We start from the raw sequence: 25,685 nt of genomic DNA on the forward strand, positions 1-25,685 counted from the left end.
GGGGGAGAGCACATGACGAGCCGCCCGGCCCGGGACGACGACATCGCCGTCGTCGGCATCGGTCTGCGCTTCCCCGACGCGGACGACCTGGCGGAGTTCCGCGCCAACCTCCGCGCCGGCCGGGACTCCGTGGGCCCGCCGCCCGCGGCCCGCGCGGCGGCGACCGGGCTGGACCCCGCCGCGGACCACCTGCCCATGGGCCACCTCACGGACATCACCGGCTTCGACCACGCCTTCTTCGGCTTCTCCCGCCGCGAGGCGACCCTGATGGACCCGCAGCAGCGCCTGGCCCTGGTGCTCGCGCAGGAGGCGGTGGAGGACGCCGGGTACGCCCCGGCGGGCCTGCGGGAGCACGCGGTGGCCGTCGTCCTCAGCTCGGCCGTCTCCAGTTACGGCGCGCCCGCCGCCGAACCGGGCGCGCTCAGCTCTCTGGGCAACGTTTCCTTCGGGCTGCCCGCGCGCATCGCCCACGTCCTGGGACTGGCCGGGCCGTGCTACGCGATCGACACCGGCTGCAACAGCTCGCTGATCGCCGTCCACCACGCGAGCCGCGAACTGGCCGCCGGGGACGCCGAGTACGCCCTCGCGGGCGGCGTCAGCGTCCGCTGCGGCGCGCTGCCCGCGCGGGACGCCGCGGGGCTGGACGAGCTGGTGTCCCCGACCGGGCGCTGCCGTGCCTTCGACGCGGACGCCGACGGCACGGTGTCCGGCGAGGGCGGCGCGGTGCTGCTGCTCACCACACTGGGGCGCGCCCGCGCGGACGGCGCGCCCGTACACGCGGTGCTCCGCGGCAGCGCCGTCCTGCACAACGGGCGGGCCGCCGCCACCCTCAGCACCCCGAGCGCGGCGGCACAGGCCCGGGTGATCGCACGGGCCTGGCGCGCGGCCGGTGCCGATCCGGCCGACGCCGGCTTCCTGGAGGCACACGGGTCGGGCACCCGGCTGGGCGACGCGGTCGAACTGGAGGGGATGACCGCCGCGTTCGCGCCGCGCCGCGCGGGCGGGGGCGGCGGCGACGGGGGCGACGGGGACGACGGCGCCGTCGCCCGGCTCCCCCGGCTCCCGATCGGCTCGGTGAAGACGAACATCGGTCACCTGGATCACGCAGCCGGTATCGCGGGCCTGGTGAAGGCGGTGCTCAGCGTCCGGCACGGCGAGCTGTACCCGTCGCTGCACTTCACCCGCGCCACCGGCGGCGTCGATCTCGAAGCCGCCGGTCTGGAGGTGGTCACCGAAACGCGCCCGTGGCCGGACCGGGGACGGGACCGGCTCGCCGGGGTCAGCTCGTTCAGCCTGGTCGGCGTCAACGCCCACTGCGTGGTGCAGCAGCCGCCGTCCTGGGGTGAGCGGGACGCGGAGCCGGGGGCGGCCGACCGCGGCACGCCCACACTGGTCGCGGTCTCCGCCCGGAGCCGGGAGGCGCTGGCCACGCTGTGCGACCGCATGGTGAGCGCACTGCACGAGCGCCGTCCGCGCCTGGCCGACGTGACCCTGACCCTCAACAGCGGGCGCACCCACTACGAGCACCGCATCGCCGTACCGGCCCGGGACACCGAGGAGCTGGCCCGGCGGCTCGCCGAGCGGGCGGAGCGGCAGGCGGCGACGCCGTCCGCCGGGGGCCGGGCAGCGGGCGTCGCCGGGCCCGCGGCACCCCGGGTCGCGCTGCTGCTGTCGCCCGGCGCCCGGCCCGCGGGAGTGGAACCCGAGGCGCTGCCCGACGAGTTGGCGCCGCTGGCGCCGGACCACGGCTATCTCGCCGGGCAGTTGGCGGCGCACCGGGCGCTGGCGCGTTGCGGGGTGCGGATCGACGCCGTACTCAGCGGCGGGATATCGCGCTACCTTGCACGGCAGCTGCGCGGCGAGCTGACCCACCCCGGGCAACTGCCGCCGGACGCCGGGACGGCCGTACCGCCGGTCGATGCCGGGAAGCTGCGCGCGGTGGCCGACCGGCTGCTGTCGGACGGACCGGTGGTCTTCGTGGAGCCCGCCCCCGGCGGCGGGCTCGGCGCCCTGCTCGCCCCGCATCTGGCCGGGCGGGCGGACGCCGAGGTGCTGGTGGCCGACGCGGACAGCGGCCTGCTGGGGGTGCTCGGCGGCCTCTACGAACGCGGGCTGGACCTCGACTGGTCCGCGGTACCGGCGCTTTCCGTACAGGCGCACGGCGCGACGGCCCCGCCCGCGCGGCGGCTGCGGCTGCCGGGGCACCCGATGATCCCCACCCGGTGCTGGACGAGCCCGGCGCGGGCCCCGGAAGCGCCGCCCCCGGCTCCGGCACCACGCCTCCCGGACCGCGGGGCGTCCGGCGCCCCGGCGCACGGGGCGCCGCCCGGTGACGCGGCGGACTGGCTGCGTACCGTCTTCGCCGAGCTGCTGGGCGCCGAGGACGAGATCGCCGCCGACGCCGACTACTTCGCGCTGGGCGGCAACTCGATCATCGCCCTCCAGCTCGTCGAACGGGTCGAGGAGCGCTACGGGTTCCGCCCGAAGCTGCTGGACGTGTACGAGCACCCCACGGTCGCCGGCTTCGCGGGCCTGCTCACCGGGGCGACCGCCGCACCGGCGGGCCCGCCCGGCGCGCCACTGCCCCCGGTGGTGCCCCAGAACGCCCTGGTGATGTCCTTCGGCCAGGAGCGGATGTGGTTCCACCACCAGCTCGACGCGGACACCACGCTCTACAACCTGCCGATGGTCAGCCACGTCCGCGGCCCGCTCGACGTGGCCGCGGTGCGCGGCATGTGGGAGGGCCTGGCCGCCCGCCACGAAGTGCTGCGGTCCAACTTCGCCGAGGTGGACGGGGCGCCCGTGCTGCGCGTCCGTGAACGGCTCGGGGACTTCTTCCGGTACGCCGACGTGCGGGCCGCGCCCGACCCGGCCGCCGCGGCCCGGGAGCTGGTGCGCGAGGCGGCGGAACACCGCTTCGACCTCGCCGCGGACCCGCTGGTCCGGGTCCTGGTCGTCCGGCTGGCCGCGGAGGAGCACGTCATCCAGGTGACCATGCACCACTCCGTCAACGACGGCGGGTCGCCGAAGGTCTTCGCGCGGGAGCTGCCGGAGCTGTACGCGGCGTGCCGGGAGGGCCGCCCGCCACGCCTCGCGCCGCTCCCCGTCCAGTACCGCGACTACGCCCACTGGCAGCGCGAACTGCTGCGGTCCGCCGCCCTCGACGGCGAACTCGACTACTGGAAGCGGGTGCTGGACGACGCGCCCGCGCTGGAACTGCCGACGGACCATCCGCGCCCGGCGCGCAAGGACTTCGCGGGCGCGCTGCACACGTTCACCGTCCCGGCCGCGGACATGCGCGCCCTGCGGGACCTGGCGGCCCGCGAGTCGGTGACCCTGTTCGTGGTGCTGCTGTCCGCCCTGTACCTGCTGCTGGCCCGCCGCAGCGGGCAGCGCGACCTGGTCGTCGGCACCCCCACCACGGGCCGCAACCGGAGCGAGCTCCGGGACCTGATCGGCTTCTTCAACAGTACGGTCGCCCTGCGCGCCGACCTGTCCGGCGACCCGGCGCTGCGCGACGTGCTGCACGGCGTACGGGCCGTCGTCGCGGAGGCCATGGAGCACCAGGAGATCCCGTTCGACCGGGTGGTGCACGCGCTGGGCGGGGAGCGCGACCTCGGCCGCGCCCCGCTGTTCGACGTGTTCTACGTGCACCAGGACCTGCCGCCGGTCCAGCAGATGGAGGGCGCCTCGGTCGGGTACTTCGACGTGGACCACACCCCCGTCAACCGCTTCGGCGGGATGCCGGAGGGCACCGCGAAGTTCGACCTGACGCTGGTGACCTCGGACCGCGTGGGCGACGCGGCGATGGACGCCTGCCTGGAGTACAGCACCCAGCTGTTCACCGCCGGGACGGCGGCCGGCCTCGTCGAGGAGTACACGGCGCTGCTGCGCCGGCTGGCGGTGCCGGACGCGGGCGGCTGCCGGCTGTCCGCGCTGCTGGCCCCGGAGGTGCCCCTGGCGGCCGTACCGGCGCCGGTTCACGCGTTGCCGGTGCCCACGGACCGGCCGCGGCAGCCGGGCGGCCCGCCACCCACGCCGAGCGCCACGGTCGAGGAACCCTTGGACGCCGAACTGGCCGACGGGCTGGCCGCGTTCGCGGTGCGCCGCGGGAGCGGCGGCGCGGTCCCCGAGGGCGGTCTGCACCTCGCGCTGCTCACGGGCTGGATCGTCCTGCTGGCCTGGGTGAGCGGGCAGGACGAGGTGTCGCTGGGGACGCCCGGCGGTCCGCTGCTGGTCGGTCTGGGAGACGAGCCGGGGTTCGCCACACTGCTGGCCAGGGTCGGGGGCGCGGCGCCGTCCCCGGCCGCTGGCGGGCCGGGCCCGCTGGTGCGCTGCGACGGCCTCCGCCCGGCCGCCGGCACCACTCCTGCCGGAGCCGCCGAACTGGCCCTCTCCTGGCGCGCCGACGACAGCGGCACCGGCACGGTCCTGGTGCTGGCCTTCGCGCCCGGACTGTTCGACACCGCCACCGCCGCGGCACTGGCCGCCGGCCTCCGGCGGCTGCTCACCGGCCTGCTGGCCGCACCGGACCTCCCGGTCCACGACGTGGCACCCGAGTGCCTGGACGAGGACGAGAACCCGGCCTCCGGTACCGCCCCGTCCGCCCAGTCCGCCCCATCGGCCACCGGAACGAGGACCCCATGACCACGTCAGTTCCGCTGCCGCTGACCGCGGCCCAGCACGCCGTTCTGCTGGACGGCCGGGACCGGACGGCCGACTGCCTGGCGCAGTACCTCGTTGCCGGGGAGGCGGTACGGCCGGATGCGCTGCGCGAGGCCCTGCGCCGCACCGTGGCCGAGTGCGCGGCCCTGCGGGTGGTCTTCCGGTGGGAGGCGGACGGTCCGGTGCAGTGTCCCGTCCCGGACTCGGACCCGGACGCGGCGGCGGAGATTCCCGAGATCGACTTCCGTACGGAACCGGAAGACGGGGAAGCCGCGGTCACGGCATGGGCCGAGGCCGAACTCGCCCGCCCCCTGGACCCCTTCACCGGCGCGGCCCACCGCGTAGCCCTGTTCCTGCTGCCCGGCGGCCGGCTCGGCTGGTTCCAGCGCTTCCACCGGCTGGTCCTCGACGAGGCGGGGACGGCCGCGTTCGCCGCGCGGGTGGGCGAGCACTGCGCCGCCGTGGCCGCGGGCGGGACGGCGCCGCCGCTCCCCGCGGCCGGTCCGGCCGCCCGGATCGCCGAGGAGGACGCGTACCGGCGCTCGCCCGGCCGCGCGGCCGACCACCGGTACTGGCGCGGACTGCTGGCGGGCGTGCCCGGCCCGGTGCCGGCGGTGCGGCCCGTCCCGGACAGCACGCCGTCACCCGCCGCGGACCGGGCCGGCCACCTGGTACCGCTCGGCGCCGCGCCCGGCGACCTCGCGCGGGCCGCCCGGCGCAGCGGCGGCGGCCCGGCGGCCGTCCTGCTGGCCGCGCTGGCGGTGCACGTCCACCGCCGTACGGGCGCCCGCGACCTGGTGCTCGGCCACTGGACGGCGCCCGCGGGCCCCGGCGGCGCGGCCCTGGTCCCGGTACGGCTCACCGTCACCCCGGACCTCTGCTTCGGCCAGGTCGCCCAGCGGGCCGGTGCCGCGCTGCGCCGCGCCCGGCGGCACCGGTTCCTCGCCGACACCGACCTGCCGTGGAGCGCCCCGGCAGGCTACGGCGCGGTCGCCGCCTTCGAGCCGGCCACCGGGACCGCGGGCACGGTCGTGCGCACGTGGGGCGCGCCCGGCGAAGGGCTGTCGGTCCGCGCCCGGGAAACAGCCGACGGCGACTGGCGGTTGGAGGTACGGGAGGGCGCCGCGCCGGAGGACCGCGGAGCCGGGCACCGGCTGCCCCGGCTGCTGGCGCGGCTGCTGGCCGCGCCGGACGTCCCGGTCGGCCGGTTCGACCTCGCCACCCCGGACGAACTGCGCTTCCTCGAAACGGAGTGCAACGCCACCGCCCGGACCGTGCCGGACTCGACGGTGACCGCGGCGTTCGCGGCGGCCGTACGCCGTGCTCCCGACGCGGTGGCGGTACGCGGCCGGGACGGGACGCTCACCTACGCCGGCCTGCACACGCGCGCCACCCGGCTCGCCGGACGGCTCCGGCGGCAGGGCGTCGGCCCCGAGGACCTGGTGGCCGTCCTGCTGCCCCGTACGCCGGACATGGTCGTCGCCGTGTTCGGCGTGCTGCTGGCCGGTGCGGCGTACCTGCCCGTCGATCCCGCGTACCCGGCGGGCCGGATCGCCTTCCTGCTCGACGACGCGCGGCCCCGGGCCGTCCTGACCACCGGGGAACAGGCGGAACACCTGCCCGACGGCGCCCCGCCGGCCGTGTTCCTCGAAGCTCCCATGGCCGCCGCCTCCGACGACCCGCTCCCGGCCCCCTCCGTACGGCCCGGCAACGCCGCCTACGTCATCTACACGTCCGGCTCCACCGGACGGCCCAAGGGCGTGGCCGTCACCCACCGCGCCGTGCACCACTTCGCCCGCTGGTCCGCCGACGCGCTGGGGCCGGACGCCTTCACGCGGGTGCTCGGCGCGACCTCGCTCAGCTTCGACATGTCGGTGTTCGAGATCCTCGTCCCGCTGATGACCGGCGGCAGCGTGGAGCTGGCCGGCAGCCTGCTGTCCCTGCTCGACATGCCGGACTGGTCGGGGAGTCTGATCAACACCGTGCCGTCGGTCTACCGGAAGGTCATCGCGGCCGCGTGGGTGCGCGAACGCGCCGGCCACTACGTCTTCTGCGGCGAGCCGCTGAGCGCCGAGCTGGTCCGCGAAGTGCAGCGGCGCTCCCCCGGGGCGACGGTCCACAACATCTACGGCCCGACCGAGGTCACCGTCTACGCCACCTCCTGGCGCTGCCCGCCCCAGCAGCCCGGTGACACCACGCCGCCGCCCATCGGGAGGCCGGTCGCCAACCTCCGCTGCCATGTGCTGGACGCGGCGCTGCGGCCGGTGCCGGTGGGGCACACCGGCGAGCTGTACCTGGCCGGCGACTACCTGGCACGCGGCTACGCGGGCCGGCCGGGACCGACCGCGGAACGGTTCCTCGCGGACCCCTTCGGGCCGCCGGGCGGGCGGATGTACCGTACGGGCGACCTGGCCCGGTGGAACGCCGACGGGCAGCTGGAGTTCCTCGGCCGCACCGACCACCAGGTCAAGGTCCGCGGCCACCGCGTCGAACTGGGCGAGATCGAGGCCCGGCTGGCGGCGCTGCCCCAGGTGGCCGCCGCCGCGGTGGTGGCGACCGACGACGGCGAGGGCGACCGGCGGCTGACCGCGTTCGCGGTCGCGGCCGAGGGGCACCGGCCCGGTCCGGAGGCGGTGCGCGAACGGCTCGCCGCCGAGCTGCCCGCTCCCCTGGTTCCGGACCGGCTCGTCCTCGTGGACGCGCTGCCGCTGAACCCGAACGGCAAGACCGACCGGCCGGCCCTCCAGGCCCGCGCGGCGGCGCTGCCCGCAACCGGCGGCACCGGCGGTCCCGCGGCCCCCGCCACCGCCGTGGACACCCTGCGGCAGGTCTTCGCCCAGGTGCTGGGCCGGTCCGACATCGGCGCGCGGGACAGCTTCTTCGCCGTCGGCGGGGACAGCATCCGGTCGATCAAACTGGTCCGGCGGGCGCGCGAAGCGGGGTGGGTGATCTCGCCCGAGGACGTCTTCGAGCACAAGACCCCGGCGGGACTGGCCGAGGTGGCCGTCCCGTACGCGCCCCCGCCCCAGGAGACCGCCGTGGCGGCGCCCGGCTCCCCCGCCGTCCCGGAACCGCCGCGGGAACCGCTGGTCCGCCTCGACGCCCCGGAACGCGACTGGCTGGCACGGCGGTTCCCCACCGCCACGGAGGTGCTGCCGGTCACCCCGCTCCAGGAAGGGCTGCTCTTCCACGGCCGGTACGACCGGGACGGCGAGGACGCCTACGTCATGCAGATGACGCTGGACATGACCGGGGACCTCGATGTGGCGGCGCTGCGCCGGGCCTGTGACCTGCTGTGCCGGCGCCACCCCAACCTGCGGGCGGGCTTCGTGCAGCTGCCGTCCGGCCGCGCGGTCCAGATCGTCCCCGAACGCGGCCCGGACTTCGCGGAGGTGGACCTCGCCGGGCTGCCCGAGCCGGAGCAGCGGGCCGAGGCGGGCCGGATCGCCGAGGCCGGGCGGCGCACCCGCTTCGACCCCGCCGACCCGCCGCTGATCCGCTTCACCCTGCTGCGGCTGGGCGCGGACCGCTACCGGCTGCTCACCACCGCCCACCACATCCTGCTCGACGGCTGGTCCAACCAGCTGTTCCTGCCGGAGCTGTTCGCCCTCTACAGCACCCCGGAAGGGCTCCCCGCCCCCACCCCGTACCGCGACTACCTCGGCTGGCTGCACCGCCAGGACCGGCAGGCTTCGCTCCGTACGTGGTGCGAGGCGCTGGGCGCCGGGGGCGACGGGGTGCCACGGCCGACGCTGCTGGCCCCGCCGGGGGTGCACCGTACGTCGGTGTGGCCCACCCGGCTCGTGCACACGATGACGCGGGAGCGGTCCGACGCGGTCACGGAGTTCGCCGGGCGGCACGGCGTCACCGTCAACACGCTCCTCCAGTGCTGCTGGGGGCTGCTGCTCGCGGAGTGGACCGGACGCCCGGACGTGCTCTTCGGGACGATCGTCTCCGGGCGGTCGCCGGAAGTGCCCGGAGTGGAGACGATGGTCGGGTTCCTCATCAACACCCTGCCGGTCCGCATCCGGACCGCGCCGGGCGAGACGCTGGGCGCCCTGCTGCGGCGTGTCCAGCAGGAGCAGTCCCGGCTGCTGGCGCACCACCACGTGGGCCTGACCGAGATCCAGCGCGCGGTCGGCGCCGACGAGCTGTTCGACACGGCCTTCGTCTACGAGAACTTCCCGCCCGCCGGTGACCTGCGCGCGGCCCTGCCGGGGGTGGAGATCACGGCGGCCGCGAGCGAGACCGCCGGGCACTACCCGCTGTCGCTGATGGCGATCCCGCGCGACGGCCGGCTGGAGTTCAACTTCCTCTACCGGCCAGACGTCTTCACCCGCGAGGCCGTCGACCGGATGCTGGCCCGGCTGCTGCGGCTGGTCACCGCCTTCAGCACGGCGCCGGACACCCCGCTCGCCGCCCTCGACCTGCTCGACGCGGACGAGCACGCCACGGTGGCCGCCCACCGGGGCGGCGCCGCCACCGTGCCCCGGACCACCCTCACCGCACTGCTGGAAGCCCAGGCGGCCCGTACGCCGGACGCACCGGCCGTACGGTGGGCGGGCGGGGAGGACGGCCCCGGGACCGAGCTGAGCTACGCCGGCCTGCACGCCCGCGCCAACCGGACCGCCCGGGAACTGGTCGCGCGCGGCGCCGGGCCCGAGAGCCGCGTCGGGCTGCTGCTGCCCCGGTCGCCCGAACTGGCCGTGGCCCTGCTGGCGGTGCTCAAGGCGGGCGCCGCCGCCGTACCCCTCGACCCGGGCCACCCCGACGAGCGGCTGCGGCTGTTGCTGGACGACGCACGCCCGGTCCTCGTGGTCACCGACCGGGAGCACGCCGCGGCGGCCCCGCTCGACGGCATCGCGCGGCTGGTCCTCGACGACGCCGAGGCCGCCGGGGCGATCGCCGGACGGTCCGCCGGGCCACTGGACGACGCCGCGCGGACCGCCCCGCTGCTCCCCGGCCACCCCGCCTACCTCATCCACACCTCGGGAACCAGCGGCCGCCCCAAGGGGGTCGTGGTGCCGCACGGCGGGCTGCCCGGGGTGCTGCACAGCACCGTCCCGGCCATCGGCGCCGGGCCGGGACACCGCGTCCTGCAATTCGCCTCGCCCGGCTTCGACGCCGGACTGATGGACTTCTTCGAGGCGTTCACCAGCGGCGCGACCCTGGTGCTGGCGCCCGGGGACCGGCTGCGTCCGGGCCGCGCGCTGACGGACCTGGTCCACCGGGAGCGGATCACCGGCGTGTGCCTGCCGCCCTCCGTCCTGGCCGTCCTGACCCCCGGGGAGAGCCTGCCCCCGGGCACCGTGATCCGGTGCGGCGGCGAGGTGCTGCCCGCCGCCCTGGCCGCGCGCTGGGCGGCGCACCATCCGCTGGTCAACGCGTACGGCCCGACCGAGGCCACGGTCGTGGCGACGACCACCGCGGCCCTCCCGCCCGACGGCGGGGCACCCGTCGGCCGCCCGGTCGACGGCACCGTGGTCCACCTGCTCGACACCGCGCTGCGCCCCGTCGGCCCCGGCCGGCCGGGCGAGGTGTACCTGGGCGGGTCCGCACTGGCCCGGGGGTACCTCGGGCAGGCGGCGCTGACCGCCGAGCGGTTCGTCGCCGATCCGTTCGCGTCCGGCGGCCGGATGTACCGCACCGGCGACGTGGCCCGGTGGAACGCCGACGGGCAGCTGGAGTTCCTCGGCCGCACCGACCGGCAGGTCAAGATACGCGGCTTCCGCGTCGAACCGGGCGAGACCGAGGCCGCGCTGACCGCCCACCCCGCCGTCGCGGGCGCGGCGGTCCGGCCGTGGACCGGCGCCCCGGGGGACACCCGGCTCGTCGCCTACGTCGTCCCCGCACGGCACCACGGCGAGGCCGGCTCCCGCACCGCCACCGAGGCCGAACTCCTCCGGGAGTGGGAATCCCTCTACGCGGACCTGCGCACCGACGACCGCGCGGCGGAACGGCGCGAGCCCTTCGAGGCGGACTTCTCGGGCTGGCGGAGCACGTACGACGGCTCGCCCATCCCCGTCGAGGACATGCTGGAGTGGCGGGCGGCGACGATACGGCGCATCCGGGCGCTGCGGCCGTCCCGGGTCCTGGAGATCGGCGCCGGCAACGGCCTGATCCTGTCCGGCCTGGCTCCGCACTGCGACCGGTACGTGGCCACCGACTTCTCCCGCCCGGCGGTCGAGGGACTGCGGGCCGACCTCGCCCGCAGCCCGGAGCTGGCGGAGCGCACCGAGGTGCGGCACCAGGCGGCCCACGACTTCTCCGGCCTGGAGCCGGGCGCGTTCGACGTCGTGGTGCTCAACTCGGTGATCCAGTACTTCCCCTCGCGGGACTACCTGCTGCGGGTCGTCGACGGCGCCCGGGAGCTGCTGGCGCCGGGCGGGGCGCTGTTCCTCGGCGACGTCCGCGACGCCCGGCTGCGCGAGCGGCTGTTCACCGCCGCGGAACACCGCGCCGCGGCGCCCGCCGCCCCGGTCTCCGCGGTGCTGCTCGCCGCCGGGCGGCGCACGCTCCTCGATGAAGAGCTGGCCGTGGCGCCGGAGTTCTTCAGCACCCTGGACGGTTTCGGCGGAGCCGACATCCGTCTCAAGCCGGGCCGCCGCGACAACGAACTGACCCGCTACCGCTACGACGTGACGCTCCACAAGGACGCCGACGCCCGGGTGGTGCCGGTCGGCGATGCCACCCGGCTGCGGTGGGGCACCGACGTACGCACCCCGGAAGAGCTGGCGGCGCTGCTGCGCGCGGCGGCCCCGGTGCCCGTACGGGTGTGCGGCATCCCGGACGCCCGGCTCGCCGCCGACACGGCGCTCCGGAACGCCCTGCTGGCCGCGCCGCCGGGCAGCCGGGTCGGCGCGCTCGGCAGCCGGTCCGACGCGCTCGGCGATCCGCCGGCCGCGCCCGGCGTCCACCCGGAGTACCTGGCCGGCCTGGGCCCGGAACTCGGCCGCCGCGTGCTGGCGACACCGTCCGCCGTCGCGGGCGAGTTCGACGTGGTGCTGGTGCCGGGCGACGCCGAACGGTTCCGCGACGTCCACCTCCCCGGCCAGGACACCGGCCAGGACACCGTCCACGACCCGGCCGCCGCGGCCGGTCTCGCCCGGCTGCCGGGCACCCTGCTGGACGCCCTGCGCGGCACACTGCCGGAGTACGCCGTGCCCGCCACCGTCGTCGTACTGCCCGCGCTGCCCCGTACCCCCAACGGCAAGACCGACCACGCGGCGCTGCCCGACCCGGACCTCTCCGCCGGCACCGCCGGGCGGGAGCCGCGCACCGCGCGGGAACGCCGGCTGTGTGCGGTGTTCGCAGAAACCCTCGGCCTGCCGTCGGTCGGCATCGACGACAACTTCTTCGAGCTGGGCGGGCATTCGCTGCTCGCCACCCGGCTGGCCCGGCGGCTGGAGACGGCCGGCGCCGGTCGGGTGGACACCTCGGTGGTGTACGCCGCGCCGACCGTGGCCGCGCTCGCCGAACGCCTCGGTACGGACGAACAGCGGCCGTTGGCCTTCGACACCCTGCTTCCGCTGCGCCCGGTCCGTGCGCCGGGCGGCACCGGCGACGGCCCGCCGCCGCTGTTCTGCGTGCACCCGGCGGGTGGCGTCGGCTGGATGTACGCCGCCCTGCTGCGGCACCTGGGCTCCGAGCGCCCGCTGTACGCGTTGCAGTGCCGCGGCCTGGACGGCGAGGCGCAACTCCCGCGCTCCGTCGAGGAGATGGCCGCCGACTACCTCGCCGAGATCCGCACGGTGGCCCCCACCGGGCCGTACGACCTGCTCGGCTGGTCGTACGGCGGGATGGTCGCCCACGCCATGGCGACCGCCCTTCAGGAACAGGGCGAGACGGTCCGCCTGCTGGCGCTGCTCGACGCGTATGTGCCGGCCGATGTCCCCGGGCTGCCGCCGGCCGAGGCGTTCGGCGGCGAACGCGCGCTGTACGGCGCGCTGCTGGACTACGCCGGGCTGCCCGCCGGTACGGAGGGCCCCGGCGCGTGGTCGGATTCCGGCGAGCTGACCCCGGAACGGTTCCTGGAGATCGTCCGGACCACCGACAACCCGCTCTCCGGCATCCGCCCGGAACAGCTGCTCGCCATGGGGGCGGTCTACCGCAACAACATCGCCCTCGCCGCGGCCTTCCGCCCCGGGAAGTTCGCCGGCGACCTGCTGTTCGTCGCCGCCCGCCGGGAGGTGCCGGACCCCGCCCCCGCGCTCTCCCCCGACCTGTGGGCCCCGTACGTCACCGAAGGCCGCGTCACGGTGCACCACAGCGACTTCGCCCACCCCGACCTGGGCAGTCCCGCCGCGCTCGCCGAGATCGGCCGGGTGCTGGCCGCCGAGCTGCGCACGCTCGACGCGCGGCCCCCGCACGAGAGGAACCGCACACCATGACCGACGGGACGGACGGCGCCACGGACCGCGCGGACGGTGCGGCAACCCGCCCGCGCGGCGCGGCAGTCGGGCGGTGGCCGCTGACCGCGGCCCAGTCCGGCATCTGGTTCGGCCATGAACTCGACCCCACCGGGCGGCGCTACAACGTGGGGCAGTACGTCCGGCTGCACGGTCCGCTCGACGAGGACCTCTTCGAACGGGCGCTGCGCTCGGTCATGGCCGCCAGCGAGTCGCTGCGAGTGCGCTTCGAGCGGACGCCGGAGGGCATCGTCCAGCTCGCCGACCCGGCCGCCGGCCGGCCGCCGCACCGGACGGACGTCAGCGGCCATCCCGACCCGGCCGCCGCGGCCCAGCAGTACATCGCCGCCGCCTACGAGGTCCCGTACGACCTCACCGCCGCCCCGCCCTTCGACCACCACCTGATCAGGACGGGCACGGCGGAGTACCTGTGGTGCGTCAAGATGCACCACCTGCTGATCGACGGCGTGTCCATCGCGGCCCTGATCCGCCGCGTCGCCACCGCCTACACGGCGCTGCGCGCCGGTGAGCCGCTGCCCGGCGGCCGGTTCGATTCGCTGGACACGCTCGTCGACGAGGACCGCGCGTACCGCCGGTCGGCGCGGTTCCGCGAGGACGCCGCGTTCTGGGCGGAGCGGCTGGCCGGCGCCGGCGAGGCGCCGCAGTTCTCCGCCGGTCCGGTCTCCCCGGACGCGGCGGAGCACCTGCGGTGCAGCGCGCGGCTGGAGCGCGGGCGCTGGGCGCGGGTACGGGAGCGGGCCGAGGAGTGGGGGGAGCGCTGGCCGTCGGTCTTCTCGGCGGCGGTCGCCCTGGCACTGCACGCCGACACCGGGCACCGCGACATCGTGCTCGGCCTGGCGGTGCCGGCCCGCAACGGCCGCCTGCGCCGGGAGACCCTGGGCACGGTCTCCAACGTGCTGCCGCTGCGCGTGCACGTCGATCCGGCGGCGTCCGTGGAAAGCCTGGTACGGGCCGTCGCCGCGGAGACCCGGGAGATCCTGCGCCACCAGCGCTACCGCCTGGAGGACATGCTCCGCGACGCCGACGCCCTCCTCGACGAGCACCGGGTCATCGGGCCCCGGCTCAACATGATGTCGATGGACCGGGACCTGGACTTCGGCGGGATCCCGGCCACCGTGCACGAGATCTCGCCGGGCCTGACCGACGGTTTCACCGTGGGCGTCTACCACAACGGCGAACCGGACCTGCGCGTGGACGTGGACGCGGGCGGGCGCCGCTACGGCCCGGACGACGCGCAGGCCCAGCTGGGGCGGCTGCTGGAACTGGCGGCGGCGGTGGCGGAGTGCCCGGACGGCACCAGGGTCGGCGCGCTGCGCACCGGCCCTCCGGGCGCCGGGGAGGTATCCGCCGCCCCGCGCCCGGCCACCGCCTCCGGCACCCTCGTCGGTCTCGTGGCCCGGCAGATCGCCGCCAGGCCCGGCGCGACGGCGGTGGTCTGCGGGGAGCGGCGGCTGACCTACGCCGCGCTCGACGCCCGCGCGGAGCGGCTGGCCCGCGCCCTGAGCGCCCGGGGCGCGGGGCCCGGCCGGCTGGTGGCGGTGGCGCTGCCCCGCTCGACGGACCTGGTGGTGGCCCTCCTGGCCGTCCTGCGGACCGGCGCCGCCTACCTTCCCCTCGACCCCGCGTCCCCGCCGGACCGGCTGACCGCGACGCTGGCCGACGCGGCGCCGGCCCTGCTGATCGCCGAGCCGCACCCGGGCGCGCCGGACACGCACGGCGTGCCGGTGGTCCGGCCGGACGCCGAAGCCCCGGCGGACGGCGGGGACTCCGGCGCCCGGCAGCTGCCCCGCCCGGCCGACCCCGCCTACGTCATCTACACCTCCGGCTCGACCGGCCGCCCCAAGGGCGTGCTGGTCACCCACCACAACGTGGTCCGCCTCCTCACCCACAGCACCGCCCGGTTCGGCTTCGACCACACGGACACCTGGACGCTCTTCCACTCCTACGCCTTCGACTTCTCGGTCTGGGAGATCTGGGGCGCCCTGGCGCACGGCGCCCGGCTGGTGGTGGTGCCCGAGGACGTCACCCGCTCGCCCGCCGAGTTCCTGGACCTGCTGGTGGCCGAGCGGGTGACCGTGCTCAACCAGACGCCGTCGGCGTTCACCCAGCTCGCCGAGGCCGACGCGGCGCGCCCGGAGGTGGGCGCCCGGCTGCGGCTGCGCCACGTCGTCTTCGGCGGTGAGCCGCTGGAGCCCTGGCGGCTGGCCGGCTGGTACACCCGGCACGCGGACGACGCGCCCCGCCTGGTCAACATGTACGGCATCACCGAGACCACCGTCCACGTCACCGACGGGCCGCTGGACTCCCCGGCGGCCACCGGCACCCTCGCCGGCATCGGCAGGCCGCTGCCCGACCTGCGCGTACACCTGCTGGACGCCGCGCTGCGGCCGGTCCCGCCGGGCGTCCCGGCCGAGATGTACGTCGCCGGGCCCGGTGTCGCCCTCGGCTATCTGCACCGCCCCGGGCTCACCGCCCAGCGGTTCGTCGCCGACCCGTCCGGCCCGCCCGGCAGCCGGATGTACCGCAGCGGTGACCTGGCGCGCCGCCGGGCCGACGGGAGCCTGGAACACCTCGGGCGCGCCGACCGGCAGGTGAAGATCCGCGGGTTCCGCATCGAGCCGGGCGAGATCGAGGCCCGGCTGGCGGAGCTGCCCGGCGTCGCGGACGCCGCCGTCCTCGCCACGGCGTACGGTCCGGGCGACCGCCGCCTCGTCGCCTACCTGGTGGCGGACGGCGCCCCGCCGGACCCGGACGAGGTGGCGAAGCGGGCGGCGCGGGTGCTGCCCGGCCATATGGTGCCGTCCGCGTTCGTCGTGGTGGACGCGTTCCCGCTGTCCGTCAACGGCAAGCTGGACGAGCGTGCGCTGCGCGCCCTGCACCCGGCATCGGACGGGAGGGGCGCCAAGGGGACGGGACCGGGCGCGGGCCCGGGTACGGGTTCCGGCCGGGCGCCGTCGGGTGAGCTGGAGACGGCCGTGCACCGGCTGTTCGGCGAGGTGCTGGGCGCGGTGCCGGACACCGCGGCCGGCGCGGACACCAGCGCGGACGACGCGCCGGCGGAGTCCGCACCCCGGCCCGTCGCCCCGCCGTCCTTGCCGTCCTTGCCGTCCTTCGGTGTCGACGCGAACTTCTTCACGCTCGGCGGCGACTCGCTGCTGGCCAACCGGCTCGTCATGCGGCTGTGCGCGGAACTGCCCGCCACGCTCTCGGTACGCGACCTCTTCCGGCATCCGACGGTCGCGGGGGTGGCGGCGCTGATCGGCGGCGCACCGGGCGGTTCCCGGGAGGCGGCACCGGCCCGCCCGGCCGCCGGCCCGCGCCCGGCGCGGATTCCCGCCTCGTACGCCCAGCGCAGCCTGTGGTTCCTGCACCGGCTGGGCGGCCAGGAGTCGACGTACCACATCCCGCTCGCCACCCGGCTCTCCGGACCGCTGGACACCGCGGCGCTCCGAGCCGCCGTCACCGATGTGCAGAACCGCCACGAGAGTCTGCGCACCGTCTTCCCGGACACCGACGGCGAGCCCTGCCAGCACGTTCTGGAAGCCCCCGACGCTCCCTTCACCGTCCTGCCGACGACGGAGGAGGGTCTGCCCGCCGCCCTGTCGGCGCAGGCCCGCGCGCCCTTCGACCTGGAGCGTCACGTTCCATGGCGGGCAACGCTGTTCACCCTGGCCCCCGACGCCCACGTCCTGCTCCTCGTCGTCCACCACATAGCCGCCGACGAACACGCGCTGCGCCCCCTGCTCCGCGATCTGGCCGCCGCCTATCAGGCACGCTCGGCCGGGCGCGCCCCGGCACTGCCGCCCCTGCCCTTGCAGTACGCCGACTTCACACTGTGGCAGCGCGACGCACTGGGCGGCGAGGACGACCCGGACAGCACCCTGTCGGCCGAACTGGCGCACTGGCGAACGGCGTTGCACGACTCACCGGTGCACCTCCCACTCCCGGCGGACCACCCTCTGCCCCCGGTGCCCGCCCACCCCGGCGACACGGTGAGCTTCACGCTGGACGCCGCACTCGGCACCCGTCTGGCCCGGCTCGCCGCGGACCGCGGGGCCACGACGTTCATGGCCCTGCACGCGGCCGTGGCGTGCCTGCTCGGCAGGCTGGGCGCGGGGACGGACATCCCCGTCGGCACGGTCACGGCCGGCCGTACCGAGCCGGTGCTCGACGACCTGGTCGGCTTCTTCGCGCAGACCCTGGTCCTGCGTACCGACCTGTCCGGCGGCCCCGGCTTCGCCGCCGTCCTCGACCGCGTCCGGGACACCGACATCCGGGCGTTCGCGCACCAGGCGCCGTTCGACCGGGTGGTGGAGGCGGTCAACCCGCCCCGCGCCCTGGGCCGGCACCCGCTCTTCCAGGTCATGATCACGATGCACGGGCGGCAGCGGACCGCGCTGCGGCTGCCCGGCCTCGACTGCTCGCCGCTCCCCCTGGACCGGGCGATGGCGAAGTTCGCGCTGCTCTTCGAGTTCACGGAGTGCGGTGACGGCCGTATCGAGGGCGTCCTCGAATACGCCGCCGACGCCTTCCGCCGGGAGACGGCCGAGCTGATCGTGGGCGCGCTGCACCGGCTGGTGCGGGGTGTCCTGGACGCGCCGGAACGGCCGTACGAGGCGATCCGCGTGCTGGAGCCGGAGGAGGAAGGGCGGTTGGGGCTGCCGAGCCGGGCCTCTGCCCCGGCCCTGGCGCCGGGCGCTCCGGTTCCGGGCGCTCCGGTGGCGCCCGCGTCGCCGGTGGCGTCGCCGGACGCGTCGTCGGCCGTCGAGGACCTGCTCACGTCCCTCTTCCGCTCGGTCCTGGGCAGGGCGGAGATCGATCCCGACGTCGGCTTCTTCCAGCTCGGCGGCGACAGCATCCTCGCCGTCCAGCTGGTCACCCGGGCCCGCGCCGGCGGCGTACTGATCAGTCCCAGGGACGTGTTCACCCACCAGAGCGTGCGCGCCCTCGCCACGGCGGCCGGCCGATCCGTTCCCGCCGCCGTACCGGACGGCACCGCGCACCAGGCCCTCGGCGAACTGCCGGCCACCCCGATCATGGACTGGCTCGCCTCGCTCGGCGGCCCGGTGGACGGCTTCGCGCAGTCCGTGGTGTGCCGACTGCCCCGTACGGCCACGATCGACACTCTGCGAGCCGCGCTGCAACAACTGCTGGACCACCACGACGCGTTGCGGATGCGGTGGAGCGGCCCGGCGGAGACACCGTGGCGCTTCACGGTCCCGCCGCCGGGTACCGTACGCGCGGACGCCGTCCTGCACCGCGTCTCCCTCGCCCGCGAGGGCATTACCGACCGGGCCGGCCTGGACCGGCTGATCGACGAGCAGCGCCGCGAGGCGCGCAGGCGCCTGGCCCCGGCATCCGGCGTGCTGCTGCGGGCCGTCTGGTTCGACGCGGACACACCGGATCAGGGGCGGCTGCTGCTGGTCGTGCACCACTTCGCGGTGGACGGCGTCTCCTGGCGCATCCTGCTGCCCGACCTGGCGGCGGCGCACACCGCGGCCGTACGCGGCGGGCGGGCCGAACTGCCGCCTGTGCCCGTGCCGTTCCGGACCTGGGCACTGGCCCTGCGGGCGGCGGCCGAGGCGCCGAGCCTCCAGGCCGAGGCGGAGTGGTGGCGGGCTCTGGCCGCCCGCGCAGGCGGTCCGGTCGGCAGCCGTCCGCTCGACCCGGCTCGGGACACCGTCGCCGCCACCGAGACGCTCAGCACGACGCTCGGCCCCGACGAGACCGCACCGCTGCTCGCCGAGGTGCCGGACGCCTTCCGCACCACGACCCGCGACGTGCTGCTGGCCGCGCTGTCCGTGGCGCTGCACCGGTGGCCGGGCAACGCCTCGGGCGGCCCGGTGCTGGTCGACATCGAGGGCCACGGCCGGGACGTCGATCTGGGCGAACTGTCGGGAGGGGGTGGGGCGTTCACCCGGGACGGGGTGACCGTCCCGGACGGGTCGGCCGCCCTGGACGTACCGTCCGGCCTGGACGTCTCGCGGACGGTCGGCTGGTTCACCGTGCTGTATCCGGTGCTACTGGACGCCCGTGTCGAGGACTGGGACGCGATGCGCACGGACGGCGCCGGGCTCGCCCACGCCGCCCGGCACGTCACCGAGCAGCTGCGCGCCGTGCCCCACCGCGGCGCGGGCCACGGCCTGCTCCGCCGACCCGGAGGACGGCTCGACGGCATCACCCCCGCCGCCATCGCCTTCAACTACCTGGGCCGCTTCGACACCCAGGAGCCGGGCGACTGGGAGCTGGAGCCGGGCAGCTTCCGCGGCGAGGCGGACCCCGCGCTGCCGGTCGCGCACGCGCTCTCCGTCGACATCTTCGTCGAACAGAGCCCGGACGGCCCGCGGATGCGCGCGGTGTGGACCTGGCCGGACGGCGTGCTGGACGCCGACGCGGTCGGCACGCTGGCCGACTCCTGGCACACCGTCCTGGCCGCGTTCGTACGCCACTTCGTACGCCACCGCGGCGCACCGGCCGGTGCGGTCCCGCGGACGCCGTCGGACTTCCCGCTGGTCCGCGTGGACACCGCCCGGCTGGCCGCCCTGGAAGCCATCCACGGCGGACTCGCCGACCTGCTGCCGCTCTCCCCGCTCCAGACGGGGCTGCTGTTCCACACGCTGTACGGCACGGAAGCGGCGCCCAGCGCGGAAGCCACCGGCTCCCCGTCCCCCGACTCCCCGGGCTCCCACCCCGACCCCTACCTCGTCCAACTCACCCTCGACCTGACCGGCCCCCTCGTCCCCGACCGACTGCGCACCGCCGCCGAGGCCCTGCTACGGCGGCACCCCCACCTCGGCGGCGCCTTCCTGACCGACGCCGGGGCACACCAGCCCATGCTGGCCGTACCGTCCACCGTCGAGGTGCCGTGGCGCACCCTCGACCTCACACCCGCCCCCGAATCGCGGCGGGAAGAGCGGGCCACGGAGCTGATCCGCGAGGACCGCCGCCCCTTCGCCCCGGACGTCCCACCGCTCCTGCGCTTCAGCCTGCTGCGGCTGGCCGAGGACCACTGGCGGCTCGTCTTCACCCACCACCACGTACTGCTCGACGGCTGGTCGGTGCCCCTCGTCCTGAAGGAACTCTTCGCCCTGTACGACGGCACCGCGCTCCCGCCGGCTCCCCCGTACAGCGCGTACCTGCGCCTGCTGGCCCAACGGGACACCGAAGCCGCCCGTGCGGCCTGGCGCACGGCGCTCACGGACAGCACCCCGACCCACGTGGGGCAAACCGGGCCGGCCGACCGGACCGGCCGGAACGACCGGACCGGCCGGAACGACCGGGACAGCTGGGCCGAGCCCGCCGAATGCCACACGTTCGTCCTGCCCGAGGCGATGACCACAGCCCTGACGGCGCGGGCGGCCGAGTGGCGCGTCACCCTCAACACCGTCGTCCAGACCGCCTGGGCCCTGCTGCTCGCCCACCTGACCGGGCGGGACGACATCGTCTTCGGCATCACCGTCGCCGACCGCCCGGCCACCCTGCCGGACGCGGAGCGGCTGGTCGGACTGCTCCTGAACACCGTTCCGCTACGGGTACGGCTGCGCCCCGGCATCCCGCTGCCCGACCTCGCCCGGCGCGTCCAGCAGGACCGCGCGGCCCTGTGGGACCACGACCACCTGGGACTCGCGGCCATCGAGGAAGCGGCGGGCACCGGCTCCCTCTTCGACACGGCCGTGGCCTTCGAGAACTACCCCCTCGACGCGGACGAACTGGCCGCACCCGCCGCCGGCATCCGGGTCGGCGCCATCGACGTACACGACGGTACGCACTACCCGCTGGCCCTCGTGGCGCTCCCCCGCGACAGCCGGCTCACCTTCCGGCTCACCGTCCGCCCCGCCGCGCTCGCCTGGTGCGGCGGCGCCGACACACTCCGGGAAACGTTGTTGGCCGCCTGCGCGGCGCTGGCCGGACAGGGCGACGACCGCCCCGTCGGCCGCGTCCGGCTGCTGCCCCCGGCCCTGGAGTCGGACGCCCTCCGCCTCGGTACCGGAGCCCCCGCCCAACAGCCGCGGTACAGCGAAGGGATGGCCCCCGCGCCGGACAACGCATCCCTCGCCACCGCCTTCGAAGCCGTGGCCGCGGCGCATCCGGACCGGGTGGCGCTCTGGTACGAGGGCCGGCAGATCAGCTATGGCACCCTCGACCGCCGGGCCGACCGGCTGGCCCGGCACCTCGCCCGCGAAGCCGTCGGCCCCGGCACTCCCGTGGGCGTCGCACTCCGCCGCTCACCCGAAGTGGCCGTCGTCTTCCTGGCCCTGGCCAAACTGGGCGCCGTCTGCGTACCGCTGCACAGCAGCTTCCCCGCCGAACGCGTCCGCTGGATCCTCGACCACACCGGCACCACGCTCGTCCTGGACGACGACGGTCTCGCAACCCGAGAAGCCCGAGCACGCGCGGAGAGCCCGGCCAACCTCCGCGCCCCCGCCCCCACGGCCTCCCGGGACTTGCCCCCGGACCTGACCGCCTGCGTGATGTTCACTTCCGGCTCCTCGGGCGTGCCGAAGGGCGTCGAGGTCACCCACCGCAACATCCTGGCGCGCGCGGGCGACCCGGCGTGGCAGGGCCCCGAACACGACCGGGTGCTCTTCCACTCCCCCTACTCCTGGGACACCACCGTCTACGAGCTGTGGATGCCGCTGCTCACCGGGCGCCGGGTGGTGGTGGCACCGCCGGGCGACCTGGAACCCGGGGACTACCAGCGGGTGATCGCGGCGGGCGGTGTCACCGCGGCCTGGCTGACCGCGGGCCTCTTCGACGTCCTCACCGACCAGGACCCCGGGGCGCTGCGCGGCCTGCGCCGGGTCTCCACCGGCGGTGACGTCGTCCCGCCGGACGCCGTCCGCCGCGCCCGCCGAGCCGCCCCGCACCTGCACGTGGCGAACCTCTACGGCCCGGTGGAAAACACCACGTTCTCCCTCGGGTACGACATCCCCCAACAGGACCCAGGCTCGGCCGGCCTCACGCCCCTGCCCATCGGCCACCCCCTGACCGGCACCCGGGTCCGCCTGCTCGACACCGCCCTGCGCCCCGTACCCACCGGCGTACCGGGCGAGATCTACCTGGCCGGCGCGGGCCTCGCCAACGGTTACCACCGCGCCCCGGCACGTACCGCGGAACGCTTCGTCGCGGACCCGTACGGCCCGCCCGGCAGCCGGATGTACCGCACCGGCGACCTGGGACGGTGGGACACCGCGGGCCGGCTGTGCTTCCTGGGCCGCCAGGACCGCCAGGTCAAGATCAACGGGTTCCGGATCGAACCCGGCGAGGTCGAGGCGGCACTGCGCCGCGACCCTGAGGTGACCGGCGCCGTGGTGACCGTCCGCGGCACCGGCGCGACGGGCCGCGCCCTGATCGCCTACGTCACCCTCACCGGCCGCCCCGGCACCGACGGCCCCGCCACCGACCACCTCGGCACCGGCCACCTTGACACCGACCGTCTCGACACCACCGCCCTGCGCTCCCGTCTGGCCGCCCGGCTCCCCGGCCACCTCGTGCCCGCGGCCGTCGTCCCCCTCCCGGCCCTGCCCCTCGGCACCAACGGCAAGATCGACCTGGCCGCGCTCCCCGCGCCCCGTACCGCGCCACCCGCCGAACCACGCACCCCCCGCCAGGAAGTCCTCACCTCCCTCTTCCGCGAAGTCCTGAACCCGGACACGGCGGTCGGTGTCACGGACAACTTCTTCACCCTGGGCGGAAACTCACTCTCCGCCGTCCAGCTCACCGGCCGTATCCGCGCCGCCCTCCACCACCCGCTCTCCCTGCGCGACCTCTTCGAGGCCCCCACGGTCCTCGCCCTCGAAGAACTCCTCACCCGAACCACACCCGGAGCCCCAGCCCCCACACTCCCCAGAGCGGCCGCCGCGTCCTCGTCCCCCCGCCCCACCCCCATCCCCCTCGCCCCACCCCAAGCCCGCCTCTGGACCGTCAACTACCTCGGCGACGGCCGCCCCGACTACATCAGCGCCCTCCGTTTCACCATCGAAGGCCCGCTCGACACCGACGCACTCCAAGCGGCTCTCGCCGACCTCACCACCCGCCACGAAATCCTCCGCACCGTCCTGCCCTACGGCGACAACGGCCCGGAACAACGCATCCTCCCCGCCGAGTCCGCCCCTCCGGACTTCCGCACCACCGATCTCGCTGCGGGCGCAGACCTGGACTCGGCGGTCTCCGCCGAACTGGCCACCCCTTTCGACCTCCAACGCCACCTCCCCCTCCGAGCCCGCCTGTACCGCCACGGCGTGCAGCGGCACACGCTCCTCCTGGCCATCCACCACGTCGCCTTCGACGGCCACTCGGCCGCCCCCCTCCACCGCGACCTGGCCACCGCCTACACGGCCCGCGCCGCAGGCCACCCACCCACCTGGCCCGCCCCCGCCCCCCAATACGCCGACTACACCCTCACCCTCCCGGCACCCTCCATCACCCCCGACACCCCAGCAGCCCACTACTGGACCAAGGAACTGGCAAATCTCCCAACCCCCCTACCCCTCCCCCGGGCCCACCCCCAACCCCACCCCACACCGAACGGCTCCACTCCCCCCACCACACTCCCCATAACCATCGCCCCCCACCTGCACACCGCCCTGGAGACCGTGGCCAGACAGTGCGCGGCCACCACCTACATGGCCGTACACGCAGCCTTCGCAGCCGCCCTCACCGCCGCGGGCGCAGGCCACGACATCCCGGTCGGCGTCCCCCTCAGCGGCCGGGACACACCCGGCCTCGACAACCTCATCGGCTGCCTGATCAACACCGTCGTCCTCCGCACCCGCACCTCCGGCAACCCCACCCCCCGCGACCTCATCACCCAAGTACGCGACCGCCTACTGGCCGCCCACGCACACCAATCCCTCCCCTTCGACCACCTCGTCACCCTCCTCAACCCACCCCGCTCCTCCCACCACCCCCTCTTCCAAGCAGCCCTGACCTACCTCCACCACCCGCCCAGCACCGAAACCCCCCACTGGCCGACCCCCCTGACCGTCCAACTGGCCCCGATCCACCGCCCCCACACCGAACTGGACCTCCTCCTGGAACTCCACGAACACCGCACCCCCAACAACAAGCCCGCCGGCATAACCGGCCACCTAATCCACCCCACCCACCTCTTCACCCCCCAAACCACCACCCACCTCCTCACCCACCTCACCACAGCCCTCACAGCAATTCCCCATTTGGATGCGCCGTTCCCCCTCCCCGAAGGCGCCCGCTCGACGGCGTGACCGGGCGGGCGTCGCTGGTGCCGGTCAGGCAGGAGCTGCCGACGAGCAGGGCCTCGCCCTCCTGCGGCGCGGGGGGTACGACGAGTGACTGCGGCACGAGGCGCCGGGCGTGGCGGCGTCGGGGTGTGACGTTTCGGCGCACGTCGGCGATGCCGCGCCGCATGGTGGTGCGGAGCCACTTCCCGACGGGCCGTTCGATGATGCGGTGGATGAGCCAGGCGGCGACCAGCATCAGCACGGTCACCGAAGCCACCAGGACCGGGGCGGGGAACCGGTTGCGGAAGTGATGGATGAGCGTCATCCCGATGTTCATGTGGATGAGGTAGAGCGGGTACGTAAGCGCCCCAGCGGTGGTGAGCCACTTCCACTGGATACGGTCGAAATGACCGAGCGCGATGGCACCGACGAGGGCGAAGCCGACGACGATGATGAGGCGTGCGGGCCAGGAAGGCAGCGCCTCGGCGGCGGCCTTGCCGAGGTTGATGGCCAGGCGGTAGTCGATATAACGCTGGGCGAGCAGCAGTTGCAGCACCACGATCGCCCACAGGATCGCGTTGGTCCGGTAGCGGCGCATCAGATAGAAGGCGATGCCCGCGATGAAGAACGGCGCGTACTGCGGCATCGCGAACGCGGTGAGCAGAGGCGTCCCCAGAACCGGTGCCAGGGCGGCGGCGGCCGTCCACACCCCGCACAGGATCAGACAGTTGCGGTAGGTGACGCCGAACAGCATGACCACGACCACGATCAGGTAGAACTTGAGCTCCACGAAGAGCGTCCAGTACACCGGATCGATGTCGGGAGTGTTGTTGCCACCCTGCAGCATGGTCAGGTTGGTGATCACGTGGTCCCAGCCCCGCAGGGAGGCGACCTCCGGCCATGCCTTCACCACCACCGCGGTGAGCAGGATGGCGGCCCAGTAGGCGGGGAACAGGCGGGTCAGCCGGGAGACGGCGAATTCGCCCACTGTACGGCCCCACACGCTCATGCAGATGACGAAGCCGCTGATCAGGAAGAAGACCTCCACCCCGAGCCACCCGTACTGGGCCGCCTTGTGAGCGGTCGGGAAGATCGTCCCCGTTGCGTGGCCCCAAGGCCGGGCGAGGGCGATGTAGTGGTAGAAGACCACCATCAGCGCGGCCAGCAGTCGCAGTCCGTCGAGTGCGGCAAGTCTGTTTCCCGAGCGGCGCTCGCTCATGTTGTTCCCCCAAGCGCCCTGGTCAGGAACGCTTCTGGTTCGAAGGATCCACAGGCTGGACAAGCCCTGCGAGTAGGTGGGTGGTACGCCGCTCCGGCATGACGGGCAGGAGAGCAGTGGTCCTGCGCGGAGTCGGCGTCACCACCTCCGGGATCACGAGCCTCTGGCCGG

General features: G+C 75.4%; 4 protein-coding genes. 3 read left to right on the forward strand and 1 reads right to left on the reverse strand.

The genetic code is table 11. The features are described 5' to 3' along the window. The first annotated feature begins 12 nt into the window (after window positions 1–12). Genes ACH4FX_RS20930 through ACH4FX_RS20940 form a run of 3 tightly spaced genes read left to right on the forward strand, consistent with a single transcriptional unit; the run spans window position 13 to window position 24,319 of the window. Entirely contained in the window at window positions 13–4,647 is a 4,635-nt protein-coding gene (locus tag ACH4FX_RS20930) for a condensation domain-containing protein (RefSeq protein ID WP_398481020.1), read from the forward strand. Next, complete coding sequence (locus tag ACH4FX_RS20935; RefSeq protein ID WP_398481022.1) at window positions 4,644–13,055, forward strand: amino acid adenylation domain-containing protein; 8,412 nt, start codon at window positions 4,644–4,646, stop codon at window positions 13,053–13,055. The genes ACH4FX_RS20930 and ACH4FX_RS20935 overlap by 4 nt, the downstream gene beginning before the upstream one ends. Next, window positions 13,052–24,319, forward strand: coding sequence for an amino acid adenylation domain-containing protein (locus ACH4FX_RS20940; RefSeq protein WP_398481024.1), 11,268 nt, complete (start codon window positions 13,052–13,054; stop codon window positions 24,317–24,319). Before ACH4FX_RS20935 ends, ACH4FX_RS20940 begins: the two co-directional genes overlap by 4 nt. On the opposite strand, the gene ACH4FX_RS20945 is transcribed toward ACH4FX_RS20940, so the two are convergent. After that, window positions 24,255–25,514, reverse strand: coding sequence for an acyltransferase family protein (locus ACH4FX_RS20945; RefSeq protein ID WP_398481026.1), 1,260 nt, complete (start codon window positions 25,512–25,514; stop codon window positions 24,255–24,257). The genes ACH4FX_RS20940 and ACH4FX_RS20945 overlap by 65 nt on opposite strands. Window positions 25,515–25,685 lie beyond the last annotated feature (171 nt).

It is taken from the genome of Streptomyces sp. NPDC018019 (assembly GCF_044327805.1).
GTDB lineage: Bacteria > Actinomycetota > Actinomycetes > Streptomycetales > Streptomycetaceae > Streptomyces.